This is a genomic window from Micromonospora sp. NPDC005298, from assembly GCF_040607375.1.
Classification (GTDB): Bacteria; Actinomycetota; Actinomycetes; order Mycobacteriales; family Micromonosporaceae; genus Micromonospora.
The window spans coordinates 12699-33572 of record NZ_JBEXGP010000016.1 but is presented as its reverse complement, the minus strand read 5'-3'; the positions used below and the strand labels follow the sequence as shown (position 1 = coordinate 33572).

Genomic DNA, 20874 nt, shown 5'->3' with positions numbered 1-20874 from the left:
CTCAGCGCCCTCCGGTGGGTGGCAGCGGCACCGGCGCGCCGGTGGGTTCGACGGCCAGGCCCAGGTCGCGCAGCGCCTGGGTGATCTCGCGGACCTCGCCGGCGGCGCTGGTGACGCGCAGCCGCAGCCGGCGATCCTCCAGTGCCCGGCTGATCCGCGCGGGTCGGGTGGACGCGGAGCCGCGCCGGTTGATCCGGTCGATCTCGGCTGCGGCGTCCTCCATCCGGGAGATCGCGTCGAGGATCCGCGGGTCGGGGGTGAAACCGGGGTCGTCGCGGTGCAGCCGGGCGATGGCGTCACGGAAGTCGGCGGCGTCGCGGCGCAGGTTGGTGACCAGGTTGTCGGTGAGCGCGCTGACCCCACCGACGCTGCTCGCGCGGTGCGACTTGTCGTCGATCAGCCACACCCAGCCGTCGTGGCCGATGCCGACCAGGTCGGTGCCGGCGACCTTGACGTTGGCGTCGGGGCCCTTGAGGAACAGCTCGATGCTGCTCAGCGAGAACGCGGCGGTGTACTCGCCGAGCACGCCGCGGCCGTAGGTGACCATGTCGTGGCGCAGGTAGGCGCGGAAACCGGGGCCGTCGTCGGCGCGTCCGCCCCGGTCGCGGAAGCGCCGCCACAGGGTCGCCAGGGCCTCCGGGTTGTGCACGGCCAACTGCTGGGTGAGCCAGATGTCGCCGCTGGCCACCACCGCGCGCAGCTCCGGGTCGGCGATGCGGGCCAGGGCCTCGGTGAGCCGTGCATCGTTCATGTGCAGGCCCTTGGAGCGGGCCTTGCCGAGTTCACCCACTGCGGTCCGCAGCCGGGCGACGTCGTCGGGGGTGAACCGGCCGCCGAGCCGGGTCTCCAGGTCCGTGACGGCGGCCCGGCTGCCGCTCTCGGTTTCGGCGGCCACCGCCCGCCACAGCGCCTCCGGCTCCAGCTCGGCGGCGCGGCGCAGCGCGGCCTGCTGGTCCGCCGGCATGGCCCGGAACGCGTCCTGGACCACTGCGGCGGGCTCGACGTGCCAGCCGGCCGCACTGGTACCGCCGGCGACCTCGAACTCGCGCAGCAGCGAGTCGGCGTACTGGGCTGCGTCGTCGGCCAGCCGCAGCGGCGCGTCCCCGACGATGCCGTCGCGCGGGCGGCTCAGCTCGCGCATCTCGGTGTTGAGCTGGTCGAAGCGCTCACCGAGCGTCTCCAACCGCACCCCCTCGGGCAGGGTGCCGCCCTCCAGCACGTGGTCGAGGATCGCGGCGATGTTGTCGCGCAGCACGGCGATGCGTTCCAGCCGATTGAGCGCGTTGTTCAGGTGCAGGTCGCCGACGTCGTCGACGACGCGGCGGATGAGGTGCTCCAGCAGCCGCCGGGAACGCACGTCGCCGGCCTCGCTGTGCGCGGCGATGGTTCGCATGAAGCGTTGCAGTCGTGGGTTGGCGTCGGCGGCGGCGTGCACGGCGGCGGCGTCGAGGAACCGGCCGGCACGGAACCGGCGTGGCCCGGTCACGGCCGCACCACCGGGACGCGGGGTCCGGCGGCGGCGCCACCGGGCTGGGAGTCCAGCACCATGAGGATGAACCGGGCGCCCTCGGGGCCACCGACCGCGCCGCTGAGCATCGCCTCGCGTTCCACGTACGCGAGGATCGGCTCCATCAGCTTCTGCACCACCCGTTCCAGCACCTCGTTGAGCAGGATCTCGGTGAGGAACGCCTCGAGCAGGTCGCGGGAGGCCGCCTCGATGATCTGCCGGGTGACCCGGCGTACCACGTACCCCCGGGCGGCGCGCAGCCCCGCGCGGACGCCGAACCGCAGGGCGACCCGGCCGCCGCGCACGGCCGCGCCGCCGATGGTCCCGGCCTCCGGGATCAGCGACAACGCCAGTCCGAGGTACGCGGCGAACAGCTCGACCTCGACCTCGGTGCGGGTGAGCACCAGCTCCGGGTCGAGCATCGAGGAGTAGAGGCGCTCGCGCTGGTGGGCGTGCGCCACGTCGACGGCGGCGACAGCCACCCCGACCACGAACCCCAGCGGCGGGCAGAGGATGGACAGCGCGATGATCCCCACCATGACGCCGAACGCGCTCAGCGCCTCGCGGCCCAGTTCGGTGCCGAACAGGTCGTCGACGCCTGTGGCGTAGTACAGGTTGCCGCCGAAGAACTCGCCGATCTGCTGGTGGGTGACCAGATGGATGCCCTGCAGGGCGAAGCGTCCCCGGGGGATCGTCGCCGACGGGATGTGCTCGCTGATCCGGCTCGACCGGAACGCGAACCGGGCGTCGGTGCGGGCGCGGCCGAGCATCTCGGTGTTGTTGCGCCGCATGTCCCGCAACACCCGCCGCAGCTCGTCGCGGATCGCGGACCGGTCGCCGGCGAAGCGGGCCAGCACGTCGGGCACGTCGGTGATCTGCTTGACCAGCGGGTCGATGCCCTCGGCCTCGCCACGCTGGATGACAAGCGCCTGTTCGATCTCGGCGAGGGTCCAGAGCACGGCGTGCGAGTCGCGGATCCGGGTGGTGCCGTCGCGTTCGACGATCTCGCCCGCCGCGCCCGGACTGGTCAGGGCCGCCTCGGCGGCCAGGAAGGCGCTGGAGAGGGCACGGGCTGCCCCGTACCAGGCGGTGGACGGGTTGACCGCGCTGAGCGTGGCGACGGCGCCGCCGCCCAGGTCGGTGTGCGCCTGCGTCCACCGGGCGGCCTCGTGGCGGCGCAGCCGCTCGCGCAGCCCCTGAAGTTCGGCGTAGTCGGTGAGCTGCGAGACGATCAACCGCTCGAAGATCGGCGCGTACCTGTCGAAGTTGGCGATCCGCGCGTCGATGCCGGTACGCGAGGCGAGCAGCAGCTGCACCAGCATGGCCTGGCTGCCGACCATGAAGAGCCGCCCCACCGCCCCCTTCACGGCCGGGCTGAACGCCTGGACGAAGTGCAGGTTCCAGGACGCGGACGTGTCGATCCACCCGCCCTGGATCCGGGCGAAGTGCTCGGGCCGGCTGTAGCGGTCCATCACCAGTTGGGCGAGGCGGTCCAGGCGGGGCACCACCCCGGCCAGGTGGCGCAGGAACTGCACGGCGGGTGAGGCGACCGGCCGGAAGTCCAGCGGGCCGAGCCCTCCGGAGCCCTGCGGCACGGGCCTGGTGAACGCCTCGCGCTCGGCCGAGCCCACCAGCAGGCTGATCGCCGCGGCCCTTCCACGCAGCATGGCGGCGGCCTGGAGGCAGAAGTTCGCCGGGTAGCGGCACGGCTCGCCCATCTGCAACCGGAAGGCGATGTCGTCCATGAGGCGGCGCAGCTCGTCACCGTCCGGGCCGAGCGCGGCCAGCTCCGGCTCGCCGTTGAAGGGGGCGCAGGCGCGCAGTTCGGAGTGTTCACCGGTGACGGCGGGGAACCGTCGACCCTCGGTACCGGGTGGGGCGCTGGGGCTGCTCGGGTCGAAGACGAAGCCGCCCCGCCGGGCACCGCCGGTGCCCTCGCCGGTGCCGCCGGCACCGCCACCGGGGCCGGTGCCCGCGCCGAGACCGCCGGTGCCGCTGCCCGCGCCGGTACCGGGTCCGCCGCCCGCGCCGGACCCGCTGCCGGTGCCGGACCCGCTGCCGGTGCCTCCGCCGGGGGGCGCGTTCGGGTCCGGTGGGGCCGCCGGTCGCTGCTCGACGCTGATCGGCAGGAGGTTCGCCGTGCCGGTCCAGTGCAGCGTGCTGTCGGTCTCCTCGGTGCCGACCAGCAGCAGGGAGACCCCACCGATGCTGACCACCACGAGGCAGGTCGGCACCGCACCACCCACCGAGGCGAGGATCGCGTCGACCCGCCGGGTCACCTCGGCGTCGACGGCCCGTTCGATCTGCGCCTGGTACTCGTCGACGCTCGTGGTCTCGCCGCGCGGCTGGGCGGTGCGCAACCGTTGCCGGATGTCGGCGCTCAACTCCTCGTCCACCATCGACACCAGGGCGCCGCGATCGGCCACCGGCCGCCGCTGCACCGTGCCCGGTTGCGGGCTGGGCATCCGCTCCTCCACCTCGAAGTGCGGCTGCGGGGTGGCCCGGAACACCGTCTCGCCGAACCGCTCGAAGGTGAGGACCGACCACGGCGTGGTGTTCACCATGACCGCCCAGACCGGGCGCCCGTCGCTGCCGATCACCCGGGCGATGATCCCCTGCGGGGTTCCCGACGGCAGGCCGCCGTGCTGGCGTACCGCCTCACGGCCCAACTCGGCCAGGTGGCCCGCCAGGTAGCTGGCCGGGCGCAGCAGCCACTGGTAGGTCACCCGGGGCGGCTCGTCGCCGTCCACCGGCACCTCGGCGGCGTCACCGCCGTCGTCGTAGGACGGCACCCGGTAGACGGCGAGGAGGTGGCGCATCCGCTGCGGGTCGAGCACCTCGGCCGCCGGCCGGCTCAGTGGCGCGGCCACCCCGGCGGGCAGCCCCGGGTCCAGCCGCGCGGCGGTGACCACCTCGTCCACGCGCCGGCGCAGCCGGGCCTCGAAGGCCCGCCGGTCGTCCGGGGACACCGCCCGCGCCGCCGTGCCGGTCCAGCGGAACTCCGGCGCGTCGGCGCGTACCTCCAGGTAGCCACCGCGCGGCGCGACCACCTCGCGGCGGGACCGTTCCAGCGCGCGGCCCAACGCCGCGGCGAGCGCGTCGGTCACGGCGGCCGGCCGCTCGGTCACCGACCGGGCGTCCAGCCGGATCCGCACCGGCACGTACACCGAGATCGCCATCGTCAGTACCGCCCGTCCAGGTGCTCGGCGAGCCGGGCCAGCGCCAGGTCGGCGAGCGCGTCGGCGTCGAGGGCGCCGCCGGCCGCGACCACCTCGATCTCCACCGGGAAGTGGTACGCGATGACCGCGCGGTCGTCCTCGGCGACCTGCTCGGCCTCCGCCTCGCTGCCGGCGGCCGGCAGCACCAGTTCACCCGCGTGCACCAGGGCCAGCCCGGTACGGGTGACCCGGGCGGCGCGGCCAGCACCGGTCGCCATCTGCTACCTCCGGTCGGTCGTCGTCGGCGGGGTCACGGGAGCACGGACTGGTCGCCGGTCTTCGGGTCGACGGTGGCGGCCAGGCTGAAGCCGCTGAACGTCGCCGCCGGCGCGCCGGAGATGGTGGCGGTGGTGGGCGTCGCGCTGGTGATCAGGCAGTCCCGCAGGACGAAGGACGAGAACGACCAGTCGTCGCCCGTGTGTTCCAGCAGGGCGATGTCGAACAGCTCGCCGTCCAGGGCCAGTTTGGTGAGCCGGCCGGCGACGTCCCCGATCGCCTTGACGGTCATCGTGAAGTTCATCGACACCGGCGCGTGGATGGCGCCCAGGTGGGTCACCTCGCACGAGTGCAGCGCCTCGACGTTGAGCGAGAAGGACGGGCTGAACGAGTCGATCGGGCTGATCAGCACCGTCTCGGTGCCCTTGGTGTACTGCACCGCGAGGCGGGTCTTCCACTCCATGGTCTGGTTCCTCCGGGTCAGAACTTGGCCACGAGCGTGACCAGCAGGCGGCTCACGGCCGGGCCGTACGTGACGGTGACGACCAGGTCGACGGTGCGGTCGGCCCGGGCGGCGGTGACGATCGAGGTGTCGGTGGCGGTACGGGCGGCCTCGGGGATGCCGAGGATGTCCAGCACCGGGATCTCGACGCGGTAGTCGTCGATCACCGCCTGCCGCTTGAGCGGGCCGAGGATGCCGTCCACCTGGGTCTTGAGCAGGGTCATGCCCGGCTTGGTGATCCGCGCGTCGCCGACCAGGCCGATCAGGCCGGCGCGCAGCATGAACTCGATCGCGTCGAGGGTGCGGACCAGGTCGACGTGCAGCAGGCTCGCGTCGGACGTGAACAGCCGCCCGTCGGCGAAGTGCAGGCTCTCCCCGGTGATCAGGGTCGGGTCGATGATCGGCGTGAGGTTGGCCTCGGAGAGCCCCTTGATCTCGGCCGGGCTGTACTGCTCGGCCACTCCGATGGCGACCCCACGGATCTTCTTGAGCACGATGCTGTGGTGCACCGGCAGGCCGGCCACGGCGGCCATCGCCGCGGTGGCGGCGTCGCCGTCCGCGCCCCGGGCGGCGATCATCACCATCCGGCTGGTGCTGCTCTTGAGCGGGTTCGCGGCGGTGATGATGTCGGCGACGTAGCCGGGGCTCTTGTCGGTCGCCGGGTTGACCATGGCGAAGCCGATCCGCCGCTGGCCGGCCGCGGACATCGTCTCCACGTGCGCCTTGAGCGCGTGCAGCCCGGTGGGCGCTCCCGCGCCGGCCGGGTTGCCGACCGTCGACTCGTTCGCCAGCGACACCATCGTCACGTCGTCGGCGGCTTCCAGGCCGCCGAGCGCGGCGGCGTAGTCGTCGCCGGCGACCTTCACGCCGTACACCTTTGCCGGTCGCGGGTCCTGCAGGAACGCCAGTTCCAGGGAGTTGTAGAGGGCGTTGCGGACCACGTTGCCGGCCTGCCGGCGGGCGAAGTTGGTGACCGCGTCGTCCAGGGTCTCGATCCGGACCGGCGTGTTCGCCGGCGCCGAGCCGCCGTCGGCCGTGGACGGCGCCTTGCCCACCACGGCGATGACGCCCGGCGACCGTTGCGCCAGTGGCGCTGGCGGCGGCACGATCCGGACCTCGATGTACGGGAATGCTGCTGTCGGTGCCACGGGTCCTCCCGGACGAAGTTGCTGCTGGTCTGAGTTCTCAGGTCGGCACGGCGGCGAGCCCGATGCCGCTGCGGGCGAGCCACTGGCCGGCGCGGGCGAACCGGGCGGCCCTCTTCTGCGCGTCGGTGCCGGTGTCACCGCCCGGCCAACCGTCGTCGTCGAACGTCTCGACGGGGACGACCCAGACGGCGACCACCCGGTGCCGCCGTCGTACGTCGTCCGGCGCGGGCAGGTCCAGGCCCAGCTCCTCGGCGCGGGCGCGTATGAGGCGGGTCTCGACGAGCAGGTCCGCCAGGGAGAAGCCCTTGTCGCGGATCAGCACGGCGGCGGCGAACGGCAGCGGACGCGGTGTCGGCGGGGCGGCCGGCGGGGCGGCGTAGCGCAGTTTCACGGTGGCCCCGGCGGCCTGCCCGCGCATTCGTGTCACCAGGTCGCCGGCGGTCGCGGCGCCGACGCCGGCGAGCAGCCGGTCCAGGTGCTCGTCGGTGAACGCCGCGGGCTGGTGCAGTCCGGCCCGCAGTCGGGCCGCCAGTCTGCTGCGGCGCTCGGTCTCCAGCACCGCCGGGTCGGCCGGCAGCGCACCCAGGTCGGCGATGATCTGCGGGTCGACGTCGAAGGCGGGCACCGCCACGTCGAGGTCCTCGACCCGGTCCCGGGCGGCGCTGGTGCGCACCACCAGGCTGCCGCGCCACAACGCGTCGATGCGCAGCGCCGAGCCGCCCAGGCCGTGCAGGCGGACGCGCAACTCGGTGCGGGTGGTGCCGCCGGAGCCCAGCCACTCCCCCTCGGCCACCGTGACCGGCGCGGCGGCGAAGCCGAGGGTCAGCTCGTCGAAGACCGCCGCGTACGGCGCGGCGACGGGCATCGCCTCGGTGTCGTACGCGGCCTCGACCAGGTGGGCCAGCGACGCGTCGTCGAAGAGCGCGGCGCGGGTGCCCGGGTCGGCCAGGCGCACCAGTACCCCGTCGACGAAGTCCACCGCACCGGCCTCCCCGCTGCCCGCTCCGGTGCACGCTGCCCGGCTCGGCACGAGGATCGCGAAGGACCCGTCACCCGAGCGTCACCGCCACCGTCACCGTGCCCCGACGCGGTCCAGACTGTCGGGAACTGAGCACCGACACAGCCGGCTACCGCCCTCGGCCGCCTGCCCCTCGGGCGGGGCTCGGTCCGGCGGGGGTGGCGGCGGGAGGCGCAACCCGGCGCGGAGGGCGGGTCACTTCTGAGGGCGATATACCTCAGAGTCATATTCATGCCTCAGAGTCATAGCGTTCACCGGCGTAGCCGCCTCCGGCCGCCGCCTGCTTCGTCCAGGACGACGCGCAGGGGGTGCGGGGCGGTGCTGGCGAGGTCGTCGAGCACGGCGAGCAGCAGGGCGTACTGGTCGGCGGGTTCGTCGGCGAGCAGCTGACCGGCGTCGGTGACCAGCAGGGTGAGTGGGCCGGCGTCCAGCCGGTCCTGGAGCACGTCGGCGAGGGCGTCCCAGGTGCTCCCCAGGTGGGCCGGCAGAGCCAGCACCTCGGCCAGCGCGGCGAACAGCGCGGGCCGGGTCCGGGCCGCCGCCCCGGCCAGCACCGTCGCGCCGGCCAGACCCTCATCCTCATCGACCATCGTGTGCCTCCCGGACCGGCCGCCGCCGCTCGGTCAGAGCCGGTAGAAGTCGGTGTAGTGGTTGGGCGAGAACCAGGTGACCCCGGTGCTGCGGTTCACCACGATCCGGTACGCGTCGCGGGCCGCACCCTGGTTGCGCGGGTAGACGTCGTACTCGTAGTAGGTGGCGTTGGTGGGCAGTTGTCCCTCGTAGTTGTAGAACCGGCCGCCGGCGAAGTTGGACAGTCCACCGCTCCAGGAATACCAGCCTCGGCTGGTCGGGAAGCCCTTTGCGGACCATCCCGAGCGGGCGGTGCGGGCGTCGGCGCAGCGGCTGACGGTGCACGAGCTGTAGACCGCCGCCGAGGCGGAGTCGGTGAGCCGGGGGGCCACCACGGACGGGCCGACCAGCGCGGCGGCGACCATGGCGAGGAGCAGGGCGACGGTGGTGGTACGCCGGCGGATCGCGCCGAGCGTGGCCAGCGGGGACACGGGGGTGGACAAGGTTGCCTCCAGACCATCCGATCCATCGATCCGCGTGATTGTCGGATCGGACCCAGTCTCACCGCTGACGCTCGACGGCGACACCCCTTTGCGGCACAACGTCTCCACAATGCTCGGTTAACCCCGGATGATCGGTGCCGACGGCCCGCCCGACCGGCACGAGCACCAGCATCCCGACGCTCACCCACAGGTACGCGTTCGCGCCGACGAAACCCACCGGCCCCGCCCAGCCGTCACCGAACACCCAGACCAGCCCGCTGCACAGCACCGCGTACCCCACCACAGCGCCGCCCAGCCGCCACCGCGCCGCCCGGTCCACCGGCGGCCAGGGCAACGTCGACGCGACGAGCACCACAAGCCCCGGCACCAGCCACACCAGGTGGTGCACCCAGGTGACCGGGCTGAGCAGGCACGCGGCGACACCTGTCAACGCGAAACCGGCCCGCTCGTCCCCCAGCCGTACGGCCCGACGCACCCGCACCGCCCAGATCACCAGCACGGCGGCGGCCAGCACCAGCCACAGTCGCCGGTCCGGGTGCGCCGGGTCGAGCCGGGCCACCAGGCCGAGCAGCGACTGGTTCGCCACGTTCTCCAACCGCCCCACCCGCTCGGTGTCCCACAGCGTCTCGGTGAAGAACGTGCGGCTGGCGTCCGGCGCGAGCACCGCCGCGAGCACGGTTGCGCCGGCGGCGGCGCCGACGGCCGTGCCCGCCGCCCGCCACCTCCCGGCCACCAGCAGGTACCCGACGAAGACCGCAGGGGTCAGCTTCACCGCCGCGGCCAGCCCGGTGCCGACGCCGGCCAGTCGACTCCCCCGCTCCAGTAGCCACAGGTCCAGGTAGACGAGCGCCACCAGCAGCAGGTTGACCTGCCCGAAGCTCACCGTGTCCCGGATCGGGTTGAGCCCGGCCAGCAGGCAGCACGTGAGTGCGAGCGCGTACCAGCGGCTCCATCCGTGCCGCCGCGCCACCGGGTCCACCAGCAGGCGCAGCAGGAACGCCACGGCCAGCACGGTGAGCAGCAGATGCGCCACGATCGTCGGATACCAGGCCAGCGTTGCCATCGGGGCCATGCTCACGGCGGCGAACGGCGGATAGGTGAAGCCGTACCCGTTGTGGGTGGTCCACCCGTACAGGTCGCCGCCGCGCACCCAGTGCCCGACCGCACCGTGGTAGACCCCGATGTCGAACCAGCCCCGATGCCCGGGCAGCAGCACGATCACCACCGCGAGCACGGTGACGAGCCCGGCCACCAGCGCCACCCGCCGCCCGGTCCGCGGTCTGCTCACCGGACCACCACCAGCGTCACCGACTCATTGTGCGCGCCGAGGACCGGACCCAGGGGGACACGAGGGTCGGCCGCCCGGCACCCGGCCTCCGCAGGCCGCGCCGGTCACCGTCGCCGCCGGGAGGACCACCGGCGTGGCGGCGGGCATATCGGTCACCGGTTGTTAGCGTGACGTGCGGATCCGTGACCATGGAGGGGTGCCATGACGGACGCCCCCGATGGGAGGCCGAGACCCGCGGACCAGTGGCGGCACCGGGGCGTACGCGGGCTCACCGTCGTCCGGGACGCGAGCGTCCGCGGGTGGCGGTGGTGGGCACGAAGCTGGGACCGGCTGGTCGCCGCCCTCCAGGACGAGGCGCCGGTGGGATCCGGAGCCGACCCGTCGCCGTCCGGCCCCCTCGTCGAACAGCGCGACGCGCCCCGCCTGATCACGGTCCCCGCCCGGGGGTACGTGTACTCGTTCCACATCCGCGCCACGTTCGCCTGGTCGTCGCCCGCGAGCCTGCGCTCGGAGGTGCTCAGCTGGTACGTGCAGTACTTCCAGCCGCACGCCATCCAACGCCTCAGCCGGCTCGCCGCCGACGCCGCCCGGGACCTGCCACCACACCGGGCCGGCGACCTGGAGGTGGCGTTGCAGCAGGCCCTGGCCGACGAACCGGAGTGGACCTACCGGCGCGGCGAGATCACCATCACCTGCCGACCCGACGCCGCCGTCCGGCTCGACGACCGCATCATGCCGGCGCTCCAGCCGCACGTCGACCGGATGGTGAAGCTGGAGTACCAGTTCGACGAGCAGATGCGCAGAGCCCGGTACGCCGAGGAGTTGAGTCGACGATGGGTGTCCATCCTGACCGACGACGCCGACGACCAGGAGGTGGCCGACGCCCGCAACCACCTGCTCAGCACCCAGCGCGAAGCCGCACGATGGATCAGCGAACTCCTGCACCACCACAACGAACACCCCGCCACACCCATGCCCCCCGTTTCATGATCACTTGATGCTGAGTAGTTGTGCGGAGCCGTGCGCAGCTACAGAGCATCAAGTGATCATGGGTGAGGGCGGCGGTTGGCGAGAATGGCGCGGGTCTCCTGGCGGACCTGGGCAGGGTCGGCCAGGAGCCGCCGGTGGCTGAAGCGGACGACGAGGATTCCGACGGTGGCGAGCAAGGCGTCGCGGCGCAGGTCGATCTCGCGTTCCGCCGGGTCGCCGTGGCTTGTTGCGCCGTCCAACTCGATGTCGACCCGCTCGGTCTCGGCGAACATGTCGAGGTAGATCGTCCGAGCACCGACCCGTACCCGTGCCTGCCGAGCGAACGTGGGCATGCCCGGGCCGATGAAGACGTGGTCGTGGCCCCAGATCTCCAACGGGCTGCGGCAGCCGGCAGCGAGCCGGTCGAGCAGCCCCCGCATCGCCGCCCGGCCGGTCAGTCTCGGCACCTCCGCGAGTGCGGCGACGAGACGCTGCGGCGTGGTCAGGCGATCGTTGACCGCGCGGATCACCAGTCCCGGCCGGTCGACCGCCGGCAACAGTGGCCAACAGTCCACCAACGTCCGGTCGAGCCGGGTGACAGGCATTCCTCCCCGAACCACCGCGTCCGGTGGCCCAACCGTGAAACCGGCGCGGTGACGCACCAGCAGATGCGGTCGACCACGTAAGCCCGACCCGACGGGCAGGTCGAGATGCAACGGCTCCCCGGGTGGCTGACGGCGCAGGCCCCACACGTCGAGGGCGGTCAGTCGGCTGAGCGCGCCGCGTCCGCCTCCGTACACCAGCACAGCGCGGCGAGCCAACTCCGGCTCGACCCGCGCGAGTATCGGCAGCTCACTCTCGGCATCGCGAACGAGCGCGGCGTCGACGAACACCTCCGGCAGGAGCCGGAGCAGCCGACCAGACCGACAAGCGCCCTGAAGTGTCCACGGCGGCGCCACTCGGAGAACGTCCCGTCTCGCGGCCAGGCCGCCACTCCGATCGAGAAGGGATTGCAGGCGAGCGTCCACCGGCCCACCCTGCCGTCGCACACCGCCGCCGGTTGGGCCGCTGTGGACAGCGAAAGCACCTGTGGACGGCGCCCCGACTCCGGTGCGGCTGTGCTACGCGCCCGCCAGACGCCGTACCACTCTCAGGGCCGGAGATCCGCCCAGGCGCACTCGGGCGGCACCCCCGAGGCCCGCGCTCGGCGGACAAGCGGCTCATCGATAAAAAGAGCACGAAGGAAGGAACCCGAACGACGTACGGGATGAGATCGTGGCGTCACGGCGTGTGCCGCGCCGTCCCCATCGGACAGTCGTCCGCGCTGAGGCGTCGTCCGGTCGGGTCCGGTCAACGGTTGGAGGACATGACACATGGCGCACATCGATCTCGGGGTGGACGAGAAGCAGTTCCCTGGCATCACCGGTCCGATGACGTACCGCCCGGAGACCGCGAAGCCGCTCAACGAGCTGGCCGAGGTGCTGTTGCGTTCCCCGAACTCGCTTCCGCCAGGTGAGCGGGAGTTGATCGCGGCGTACGTGTCCGGGCGTAACGAGTGCACGTTCTGCTGCGCGTCGCACTCGGCGTTCGCGGCGGCGCAGCTCGCCGAGGGGATGGCCCTCGTCGATCAGGTACGCGCGGATCTCGACAGCGCTCCGGTCTCGGCGAAGTTGCGGGCGCTGCTGCGCATCGCGGGCGCGGTGCAGATCAGCGGCCGGAACGTCACCACGGAACTGGTCGAGGGCGCCCGCGCGGAGGGCGCCACCGACGTGGAGATCCACGACACGGTCCTGATCGCGGCCGCGTTCTGCATGTTCAACAGGTACGTCGACGGTCTGGGGACCTTCGCGCCGACGGGTCAGGACGCGTACGCCGAGACGACCCGTCGGATCATCGAGGTCGGTTACGGGTCGGCGGCCGGAACTCCGGCAGCCTGAGCACGGTCGAGGGTGACCGCGGCCCGATTCCTCTGCGACGGTCGATGGAGATGCCTGGCCAGGCCCATCAGCCGTGCAGTCGGAGGGATCGATGGATCACCCACGCAGTCTGCTGAACGCCGCCCAGCGGCTTCACACCGACATGGTCGACCGGCTGGGCACGCTCGTCGCACGCGAGTCGGCACCGGGCTCGTTGCCCCATCTGGAGTCCTGTGCCGACCTGCTCGCCCGCTGGGGGCAGGAGGTGCTCGGCCGGCCGGCCCGTCGGGTCGTGGTCGACGGCCTGCCACACCTGCTGTGGCCGGCCGTCGACCAGCGGGTGTTGCTCCTCGGGCACTTCGACACCGTGTTCCCGGTCGGCACGATCGCGGCCCGGCCGTTCACCGTTCGCGGGGATGTGGCGACCGGGCCGGGCGTATGCGACATGAAGGCCGGCATCGTGCAGATGTTCACGGCGCTGCGCCTGGTCGGCGACACGTCGGCGGTCGGTGTGCTGCTCACCTGCGACGAGGAGTCGGGGTCGGTGTCGTCCCGTCAGCTCATCGAACGTGAGGCGCGGCGGTCGGGTGCGGTTCTGGTCCTGGAGGCCGCCACCCCGGACGGCGATGTGAAGGTCGCCCGCAAGGGTGGGTCGGTCTACCGGCTCATCGTCTCCGGTCGCGCCGCGCACGCGGGCGTGGAGCCGCAGCGCGGGGTCAACGCCACTGTCGAGGTCGCCCACCAGGTGCTCTCGCTGGGTGCGCTCGGCGCGGCGGACAGCGGCGGCACCTCGGTCACCCCGACCCTGCTCTCGGCCGGCACGACGACGAACACGGTGCCCGAGCGCGCCAGCCTGGCCGTGGACGTGCGGGCCTGGACCAGGGACGAGCTGGAACGCGTCGACCACGCCATCCGTGAGCTGGCGCCGGTCCTGCCCGAGGCGACGCTTGACGTGCAGGGCGGGATCAACCGCTATCCGATGTCCGCGGAGTTGTCGCGGCCGCTGCTGGAACTGGCCCAGTCGATCGCCGGCCAGCTGGGCATCACGGGCCTCGTCGGCGCGTACGCCGCTGGCGCTTCCGACGGCAACTTCACCGCCGCGTTGGGGGTGCCGACGCTTGACGGCCTGGGCGCGGTCGGCGGTGGGGCGCACTCCGCCGAGGAGTACGTCTGCCTGGACCGGATGCCCGAGCGGGCGGCGCTGCTGGCCGGACTCGTCGACGCGCTGTCTACGGTGGAGCGTTCCGGCCGGCGATCCATCGACGGGATCCCGTAACGTGGTCACCGTCGGCGAACGACCGGCAGCGAGGGGTCGTCGTCGGCATGACTACGGGACAGCGTTCGGGATCGTCAATTCCCCTGCTCGGTGTCGAGGAGGAGTTCCTCGTGGTCGACGCCGACCGGGGCGAGGTCGTGCCGTGGGCGGCGACGGTCGTCGACGGTGCCCGCCCGACGCTCGGCGCACGGGTCGGTGGTGAGATCACCAAGCTCCAGGTGGAGACCCGGACCGACCCGTGCCTCGATGTCGACGACCTGTCGGCGCAGCTCACCGAGGCCCGCGCCGCCGTCCAGGGCGCGGCCCGGTCCGCCGGCCTGCGGGTGATCGCCAGTGGCTCACCGGTGCTCGGCCGCGCCGTGCCGCCGCCCATCACCGAGGGCCCGCGTCAGGACCGGGGCACCGCCACCTTCCGGGGGCTGCACGACGAGGTGGCGATCTGCGCCGTGCACGTCCACGTGCAGGAGCCCGACCGGGACCGCGCCGTGCTGATCGGCAACCACCTGCGCGCGCATCTGCCGGTGTTCGTCGCCCTGACGGCCAACTCGCCCTACTGGTCCGAGCGCGACACCGGCTACGCGAGTTGGCGGACCGTGACGTGGGGGCGCTGGCCGGTGGCCGGCCCCCCGCCGTTCCTGCGGTCGGCGCGGCAGTACGACGACCACGTGGACATGCTCCTCGACGCGGGCGCGCTCGTCGACCACGGCACGATCTTCTGGGATCTGCGCCTGTCCCGGACGCACCCCACGCTCGAGGTGCGGGTCGCCGACGTACCCGTCACCGCCGTCGAGTCCGCGGCGCTCGCCGCCCTCGTGCGGGCTCTGGTGGTGACCGCCGGGGAGGCCGTCGACCGGGGCGACGAGGGACCGGAGCTGGCCCCGGAGCTGATGCGGCTGGCGTACTGGCGGGCCGCCCGCGACGGGATGGGCGGGCACGGTGTGGAGGTGGGCACGGGCCGGTTGCTGCCGGCGGCGGTCCTCGCCGATCGGCTCATCGAGCGCGCCGGACCGGCGTTGGACGAGACGGGCGACAGGGAACGGGTGCGGGCCTGGCGCACCGGGCTCGCGGTGGACGGCGACGGGGCGACCCGTCAGCGGGCCGCCGCGGCGCGGCGCGGACGGCTGACCGACGTGGTCGACGAGATCGCCACCTGGACCGCGCCCGGCGTCCTGACGGGCCAAGAGAGCACGCCGGCGTAAGGACACCACGCCGGTTCTCCGAGATGCTGGGGGGACCCGGGCGGGCTTTGCCGCGGACCCGGGACACCCGATCAGGGAGGCCACAGGTGAACGACGCGGACCTGCTATCGACGGTCCCCATCCGGCACCGACGGCGGCCCGCGGCGGAGATGGTGCGCGAGGCGGAGGCGTTCGCCGACCGGATGGCACAGCGCCGTTCCGTGCGGGACTTCGCCGCCGACGCCCTGCCCGACGGGGTGATCGAAGCCGCGGTCCGGGCCGCGTCGACCGCGCCCAGCGGCGCCAACATCCAGCCGTGGCGGTTCGTCGTGCTGACCGACCCGGCCCGCAAGCGCCGGCTGCGTGAGGCTGCCGAGGCCGAGGAGCGGGAGTTCTACGACCGCCGCGCGTCACAGGAGTGGCTCGGTGCGATCGCCGGGCTCGGCACCGACTGGCGCAAGCCGTTCCTGGAGACCGCACCGGCCGTCATCGTCGTGTTCGAGGTGCACCAGGGGCCGCGCAGCCCGAAGCCGTACTACGTCAAGGAGTCCGTCGGGATCGCGGTGGGTCTGCTGATCACCGCGCTGCACCACGCCGGCCTGGTCACGCTGACCCACACACCCAGCCCGATGCGGTTCCTCAACGAGGTGTGTGAGCGTCCGCCGGAGGAGCGCCCCTACGTGGTGATGCCCGTCGGGTATCCCGCGCCGGACGCGCACGTCCCGGACCTGACCCGCAAACCCCTCGACGAGGTCATGGTGCGGTGGTGAGGTCCGTGGTGAGGAACTCGACAAGCGGCTCGACGTGCCGGTCCGGGCGTCGCCACTCGGCCAGCAGGTCCTCCAACAGGTGCTGCTCGGCGACCAACTCGGCGCCCCGGTAACGCCGGATGACCGGATGGATGAAGGCGCTCTCCCGGGCCCGGTCGGGGATCGGGTGCCGCTCGATGGCGAAGACGTCGCCGTACTCGTCGCGGCCCCACCGCAGCGCGAGGGTGTACCACTGGGTCGCGCCCGCGAAGCGCTCCACGGCGTAGTCCTCCGGCAGGTCCTCGTAGTGGTGGAAGTCGCCGGTCGCGTCGTCGCGGACGAAGACGTCACACAGGTACTCGAACTGGGTCCACAGCGCGGAGGACCAGTTGACGCGGTCGAGCATCAGCTTGGCGAGCGACGCGGCGTCGGCGGGCGTCGTCGCGTACGACAGCGGCACCTCGTCGTACCGCTCGCGCAGGATCCGGGTGAACGTGCGCAGGTTGTACCGGAAGCCGTCGATGAACGGCGACGACGCGTGCTTGACGTCCCGGTCCTGGGCGATGGTGCCGGCGAAGTACAGGTCGTCGACGTTGCGGGACTGCCAGTCGGGGCGTAGCCCGGGCATCCGGCCGTCGCGCACCATGTCGGGGCGGGCCGACTCGTCGAACAGGCTGGTGTCCATCCGGAAGCCGGTGCACCGCAGCACGGTGTGGTAGTCGAGTTCGGCCGTCTCGCCCTGGGCGTGGGTGTACGTGATCGACACCCGGAACCGCCCGTCGACGGGACGGATCTCGTCGATGGTGCAGTCCAGCACCGAGTGCAGGGTCTTGAACTGGTAGCTGTCGAGGATCGCGCCGTACTGGCCCCGGACGTCGCCCGGATGTTTGGTGTTCCACGCCAGGCGCAGGGGCTGCCGGCTGGCGAGGTGCACCATGGACGCCCGGCCGAGGATGGACGACGCGGTCTCGAAGGCGGAGTTGCCCTTACCGATGATGAGGACCCGCTGGTCCTCGTACGCCGTGGGGTCGACGACCATGTCCTCGTACCCGATGGCGTGTTCGATGCCCTTGATGGCCGGCACGAAGGGCCGGCCCCAGCCGGTCGCGACGACGAGGCAGCGCGCCCGCACCTCCCCCTGGTCGGTGCGCACCGTGAAACCGTCGTCGGTCCGGGTGATCCGCTCGACAGTCGTGCCGAAGCGGATGTTGAGCTGGTGGACGCGTTGGAACTCGGCGAGGTAGCGGACCAGGTCGTCGGCGCCCGGCAGGTACTCCTTGCTGAATCGCGGGAACAGCAGGTCCGGGTCGTCGTTGAGCAGCGAGTTCCAGTCCCAGCGCAGGCGGATCTCCGGATCGGTGCTGTCGGTGTGGACCTTGTTCAGCGAGATGAGCCGGCGGTGTCGGGGAAACCGCCGAAAGAAGTCCCCGGGCTGGTCGCCTCGTTCGAGGGTCAGGTAGTCGGCGCCCTGCTGCTGGAGGTAGTAGCTCAATTGGAGTCCGGCTGGTCCCGCGCCGACGATGACGTACCGGTGTTCGCTGCTGACCATCCTGCGACCCTTCGACGGAGAGATGAATCCATCGACCATGGGATGCCAAGCGATCTGTGTCAATCCCGATCGTCGCCGCGCGAGTGCGAGGAGAGACCATCACGCCGCAAGCCCAACGCCCGGCGGGAGTCCCGGAACAGCTGGATACCGTCTCCGGGCCCGCTCCGGACCTCGATCCGCCGGTCCACGTCGAGGTAACTGGACGCCGCGACGGAGCCCGTCTCGAAGATGTCGTTCGGGCAGGCGACGACGGCTTTGTCCACGACGCTGGTCAGCTCGCCAGGAGCGGCGTGTATCGAGGAAGCCAACCCCACCCTGGCGGCTACCCTGCCGGGTTGACGCCGTACGAGGTGCGGACCCACGAGTTCGCCGCGCGTCGGCGCGGCGTCGACCCGATGAGGTACGCGAGTTCCAGGCCCGCGTGGCTGACGAACTGAGCACGCTGAACGAGACGGTACGGCTGCTCAGCCGGGAGAACGACCGGCTCGGACGGGCGCTACGGGACTGGCAGCGCATGCACGCGCGAGAGTGCCGGCCACCCGGCCACTGGTGACCACGCGTCCGTAGCCAGGCGCGAGATCTTCGTCCAGCTCGCCGGCCTCCGCCCGTCGACAGCGGCTTGAGGGCTCACGCGGGCTTGATGCTCTGCTTCGCCAACTGGTAACCGGGCAGGAGCGACTGGAACTCGTCGGCGTCCATGCCACCGATGGTCAACAACGTGTCCCCTTCAACCGCCGAAACGGCGATCGCCAGGTGCGGATTCGGTTTGCCGTCGAGGTCAGCTTCCACGTAGGACGCCTCGGTCGAGTCGAGAGGACCGGCTTTGACCCGGCGGTAGTTGGCAGCTGGGTCCTTCGCGTACTCGGTGACGAAGTTCTCGGCATCGTTCTTTCCGCCGCTGGGCAGGCTCTCGTCGATGGTCCACACCCGGAGGAATCCGACCAGACCGGCCGGCTTGGCGTCGATCTCGCACCGCAGGGTCGATCGACCCACCACGAGCTGCGCCCGCCCGGAAATTTTCGTCACCTTCAAGCCGACCGGGACCGAGAACGTAACCGGTAGCTCGCATTCGCTGCCCTTTGCGCCCACCGTGGTGCCAGCCCCGGCCGGGGCGACCTCGTCGTACCACGGCGGGCCGGCCACGATCGGTGAAGCTGTCGGACGTGCCGACGGCGAGGACGCTGGGGTTTCGTTCCCGCTCTCGGCACAGCCGGCCGTCACGGTGAGGGCGAGCGCGGCCACCATGGAAACCCTTCGGATCATCTCGGTAACGTCCCCTCGTCCCCGTGCCGTCGACGTGACGGCTGACGGATGTTATCCGAGACGCGCCGGGAAGGCCGCGAGCACGGCCACGGCTTCGCTGCGGACCTGGGCTGGTGCCGCCATGGCGCTACCAGGGAACCAGTCGGCCCCACTTCCACACTCGACACCGCACCGCCGGGTGGTCGTCGGACCAGGCCCGCCGGGACACCCGGCTCAGGCGGCCAGGGTGGCGTAGCGGCCGTTACGGTTCAGCAGGCTGTCGTGGTCGCCGGACTCGACGATCCGGCCGTGGTCGAGCACCGCGATCTGGTCGGCGTCGCGGATGGTGGAGAGCCGGTGGGCGATGGTGATCGTGGTGCGTCCCTGCGCGAGCACGTCGAAGGCCCGTTGCACGGCCCGTTCGGTCTCGGTGTCCAGCGCGCTCGTGGCCTCGTCGAGGACCAGGACGCGCGGGTCGCGCAGCAGCGTACGGGCGATGGCGAGGCGTTGCTTCTCGCCGCCGGAGAACCGGTGGCCGCGCGAGCCGACGACCGTGTCGTACCCGTCGGGCAGCCCGGCGATGAGGTCGTGGATCTGGGCGGCGCGGGCCGCGTCCTCGATCTCGGCATCGGTGGCGTCCGGGCGGGCGTAACGCAGGTTCTCCCGCACGGTGGTGTGCAGCAGGTACGTCTCCTGGCTGACCACGCCGACGATGGAGGCCAGGTCGGCCAGGCGCAGGTCGCGCAGGTCGACACCGTCGATGGTGACCCGGCCGGCGCTCGGGTCGTGCAGCCGGCTGATCAGCCCGGCCAGGGTGCTCTTGCCGGAGCCGGTCTCCCCGACCAGGGCGAGGCTGGTGCCGGCGGGCACGTCGAGGGTGATCCCGGCGAGGGCGGCGGTGTCGCTGCCCGGGTAGCCGAAGGTGACGTCCTCCAGTCGCAGGTGTCCGCGTACCCGGGAGGGGTCGACGCGGACCGGCTCGGCGGGGTCGGCCACGTCGACCGGCAGGTCGAGGTATTCGAAGATCCGGGCGAACAGCGCCAGCGACGCGGTGAGCGAGACGCCCACGTTGAGCAGACCCATCAGTGGCCGGAACAGGCCGCCCTGCAGGGCGGTGAAGGCGACCAGGGTGCCGATGCTCAGGGTGCCGGCGGTGCCGGGCAGGCCGGCGGCGAGGTAGATGACGGCGGGTACGGCGGCGAAGATGATGCTCATCGAGGCCATCCGCCAGCGGCCGGCCAGCTCGCTGCGCAGTTCCAGGTCGACAAGGCGCTCCGACGAGGCGGTGAACCGGTCGATCAGCGCGGGGCCGGTGCCGAGGGTCTTGGCGAGCTGTACGCCGCTGATCGACAGGCCCTCCTCGACCGTGACGTTGAGGTCGGCGAGTTCGCGCTGGCGCTGGGCGGTGATCTCGCGGCGCATCCGGGCGACGCGGCGGGTCAGCCAGATGGCCGGTGGCAGCACGACGAGGGAGACCAGGGAGAGCTGCCAGGAGAGCGCGACCATGGCGACGGCGGTGGCGACCACAGTGGTGAGGTTCGCCGCGACGGCGGTGGCGGTGGAGGTGACGACCGACTGCATGCCGCCGATGTCGTTGGTGATCCGGGACTGCACCTCGCCGGTGCGGGTGCGGGTGAAGAAGCCCAGTGACTGGCGCTGGAGGTGGCTGAAGACGTCGGTGCGCAGCCGGTGCATGACCCGCTGCCCGACCTGGGTGGAGATCCAGGTCTGCACGACGCCGAGGGCGGAGGTCACCGCCGCGACGGCGACCATGCCGAGGACCAGCCAGACCAGCAGTGTCACGTCGCCCTGCGGGAGGGCAGTGTCGATCGTTTCTCGCAGCAGGAACGGACTGGCCATCGCGATGATCGAGGAGAGCACGATGATCGCGGTGACGATGGCAAGCGCGGGTCGGTGGGGGGTGAACAGGCGGCCGATGCGGCGCAGGGACACCTGGCGGGCCTGCGCCTTCTCTTCGTCGCTGACGGTGCGGTGGCCGCGGTCGCGGCCCATGGGGGTGGGTTC

19 protein-coding genes and 1 pseudogene are annotated in these 20874 nt (G+C 72.2%); 6 read left to right on the top strand and 14 right to left on the bottom strand.

What is annotated here, in order from left to right:
- Window position 1: 1 nt before the first annotated feature.
- From ABZS77_RS20905 to ABZS77_RS20865, 9 genes are all read right to left on the bottom strand, one after another.
- Window positions 2-1486, bottom strand: coding sequence for a hypothetical protein (locus tag ABZS77_RS20905; protein WP_354825142.1), 1485 nt, complete (start codon window positions 1484-1486; stop codon window positions 2-4).
- A complete protein-coding gene (locus tag ABZS77_RS20900) occupies window positions 1483-4686 on the bottom strand; it encodes a hypothetical protein (RefSeq protein WP_354825139.1) in 3204 nt (1067 codons plus the stop codon). Before ABZS77_RS20900 ends, ABZS77_RS20905 begins: the two co-directional genes overlap by 4 nt.
- 2 nt (window positions 4687-4688) lie before the next feature.
- A complete protein-coding gene (locus ABZS77_RS20895) occupies window positions 4689-4943 on the bottom strand; it encodes a hypothetical protein (protein WP_354825136.1) in 255 nt (84 codons plus the stop codon).
- Between the two features lie 32 nt (window positions 4944-4975).
- A complete protein-coding gene (locus ABZS77_RS20890) occupies window positions 4976-5404 on the bottom strand; it encodes a hypothetical protein (protein WP_354825133.1) in 429 nt (142 codons plus the stop codon).
- Window positions 5405-5421: 17 nt separating this feature from the next.
- The gene (locus ABZS77_RS20885; protein ID WP_354825131.1) at window positions 5422-6591 is read right to left on the bottom strand and encodes a hypothetical protein; all 1170 of its coding nucleotides are present in this window, start codon (window positions 6589-6591) and stop codon (window positions 5422-5424) included.
- Between the two features lie 37 nt (window positions 6592-6628).
- On the bottom strand, window positions 6629-7570 hold the full coding sequence (locus ABZS77_RS20880; RefSeq protein WP_354825129.1) for a hypothetical protein: 942 nt from the start codon (window positions 7568-7570) through the stop codon (window positions 6629-6631).
- A 290-nt stretch (window positions 7571-7860) separates the two neighbouring features.
- Complete coding sequence (locus tag ABZS77_RS20875) at window positions 7861-8199, bottom strand: barstar family protein (RefSeq protein ID WP_354825126.1); 339 nt, start codon at window positions 8197-8199, stop codon at window positions 7861-7863.
- 33 nt (window positions 8200-8232) lie between these two features.
- A complete protein-coding gene (locus tag ABZS77_RS20870) occupies window positions 8233-8682 on the bottom strand; it encodes a ribonuclease domain-containing protein (protein ID WP_354825123.1) in 450 nt (149 codons plus the stop codon).
- Window positions 8683-8740: 58 nt separating this feature from the next.
- Complete coding sequence (locus tag ABZS77_RS20865) at window positions 8741-9970, bottom strand: glycosyltransferase 87 family protein (RefSeq protein WP_354825120.1); 1230 nt, start codon at window positions 9968-9970, stop codon at window positions 8741-8743.
- Between the two features lie 201 nt (window positions 9971-10171).
- Between ABZS77_RS20865 and ABZS77_RS20860 the strand changes: the two genes are divergently transcribed.
- Window positions 10172-10960 (top strand): hypothetical protein, encoded by a 789-nt coding sequence (locus ABZS77_RS20860; RefSeq protein WP_354825118.1) that lies wholly within the window; start codon window positions 10172-10174, stop codon window positions 10958-10960.
- A 56-nt stretch (window positions 10961-11016) separates the two neighbouring features.
- Here the strand turns inward: ABZS77_RS20860 and ABZS77_RS20855 are convergent, their stop codons facing one another.
- Window positions 11017-11832, bottom strand: a complete 816-nt coding sequence (locus ABZS77_RS20855; protein WP_354825115.1) for a DUF559 domain-containing protein — start codon at window positions 11830-11832, stop codon at window positions 11017-11019.
- 480 nt (window positions 11833-12312) lie between these two features.
- Here ABZS77_RS20855 and ABZS77_RS20850 point away from each other — a divergent pair, with 480 nt between their 5' ends.
- The 4 genes from ABZS77_RS20850 (at window position 12313) to ABZS77_RS20835 (ending at window position 16079) form a co-directional block, all read left to right on the top strand.
- On the top strand, window positions 12313-12876 hold the full coding sequence (locus ABZS77_RS20850; protein ID WP_354825113.1) for a carboxymuconolactone decarboxylase family protein: 564 nt from the start codon (window positions 12313-12315) through the stop codon (window positions 12874-12876).
- A gap of 91 nt (window positions 12877-12967) precedes the next feature.
- A complete protein-coding gene (locus ABZS77_RS20845; protein WP_354825110.1) occupies window positions 12968-14131 on the top strand; it encodes a M20 family metallopeptidase in 1164 nt (387 codons plus the stop codon).
- 47 nt (window positions 14132-14178) lie between these two features.
- Window positions 14179-15330 carry a glutamate--cysteine ligase gene (locus ABZS77_RS20840; RefSeq protein WP_354825107.1) on the top strand — a complete coding sequence of 384 codons (1152 nt, stop codon included), beginning with the start codon at window positions 14179-14181 and terminating at the stop codon, window positions 15328-15330.
- Window positions 15331-15479: 149 nt separating this feature from the next.
- Window positions 15480-16079 (top strand): nitroreductase family protein, encoded by a 600-nt coding sequence (locus ABZS77_RS20835; RefSeq protein WP_354825402.1) that lies wholly within the window; start codon window positions 15480-15482, stop codon window positions 16077-16079.
- On the opposite strand, the gene ABZS77_RS20830 is transcribed toward ABZS77_RS20835, so the two are convergent.
- Both ABZS77_RS20830 and ABZS77_RS20825 read right to left on the bottom strand, forming a co-directional pair.
- The gene (locus tag ABZS77_RS20830; RefSeq protein ID WP_354825104.1) at window positions 16063-17607 is read right to left on the bottom strand and encodes an NAD(P)-binding domain-containing protein; all 1545 of its coding nucleotides are present in this window, start codon (window positions 17605-17607) and stop codon (window positions 16063-16065) included. The genes ABZS77_RS20835 and ABZS77_RS20830 overlap by 17 nt on opposite strands.
- Before the next feature lie 59 nt (window positions 17608-17666).
- Entirely contained in the window at window positions 17667-17870 is a 204-nt protein-coding gene (locus ABZS77_RS20825) for a hypothetical protein (protein ID WP_354825101.1), read from the bottom strand.
- 72 nt (window positions 17871-17942) lie between these two features.
- On the opposite strand from ABZS77_RS20825, the pseudogene ABZS77_RS20820 reads away from it, so the two are divergent.
- Window positions 17943-18160 (top strand): annotated as a pseudogene (locus ABZS77_RS20820) (DivIVA domain-containing protein).
- A 74-nt stretch (window positions 18161-18234) separates the two neighbouring features.
- Here the strand turns inward: ABZS77_RS20820 and ABZS77_RS20815 are convergent.
- Both ABZS77_RS20815 and ABZS77_RS20810 read right to left on the bottom strand, forming a co-directional pair.
- The gene (locus tag ABZS77_RS20815; RefSeq protein ID WP_354825098.1) at window positions 18235-18870 is read right to left on the bottom strand and encodes a lipoprotein; all 636 of its coding nucleotides are present in this window, start codon (window positions 18868-18870) and stop codon (window positions 18235-18237) included.
- Between the two features lie 213 nt (window positions 18871-19083).
- Window positions 19084-20862 carry an ABC transporter ATP-binding protein gene (locus tag ABZS77_RS20810; protein ID WP_354825399.1) on the bottom strand — a complete coding sequence of 593 codons (1779 nt, stop codon included), beginning with the start codon at window positions 20860-20862 and terminating at the stop codon, window positions 19084-19086.
- Between the last annotated feature and the right edge of the window lie 12 nt (window positions 20863-20874).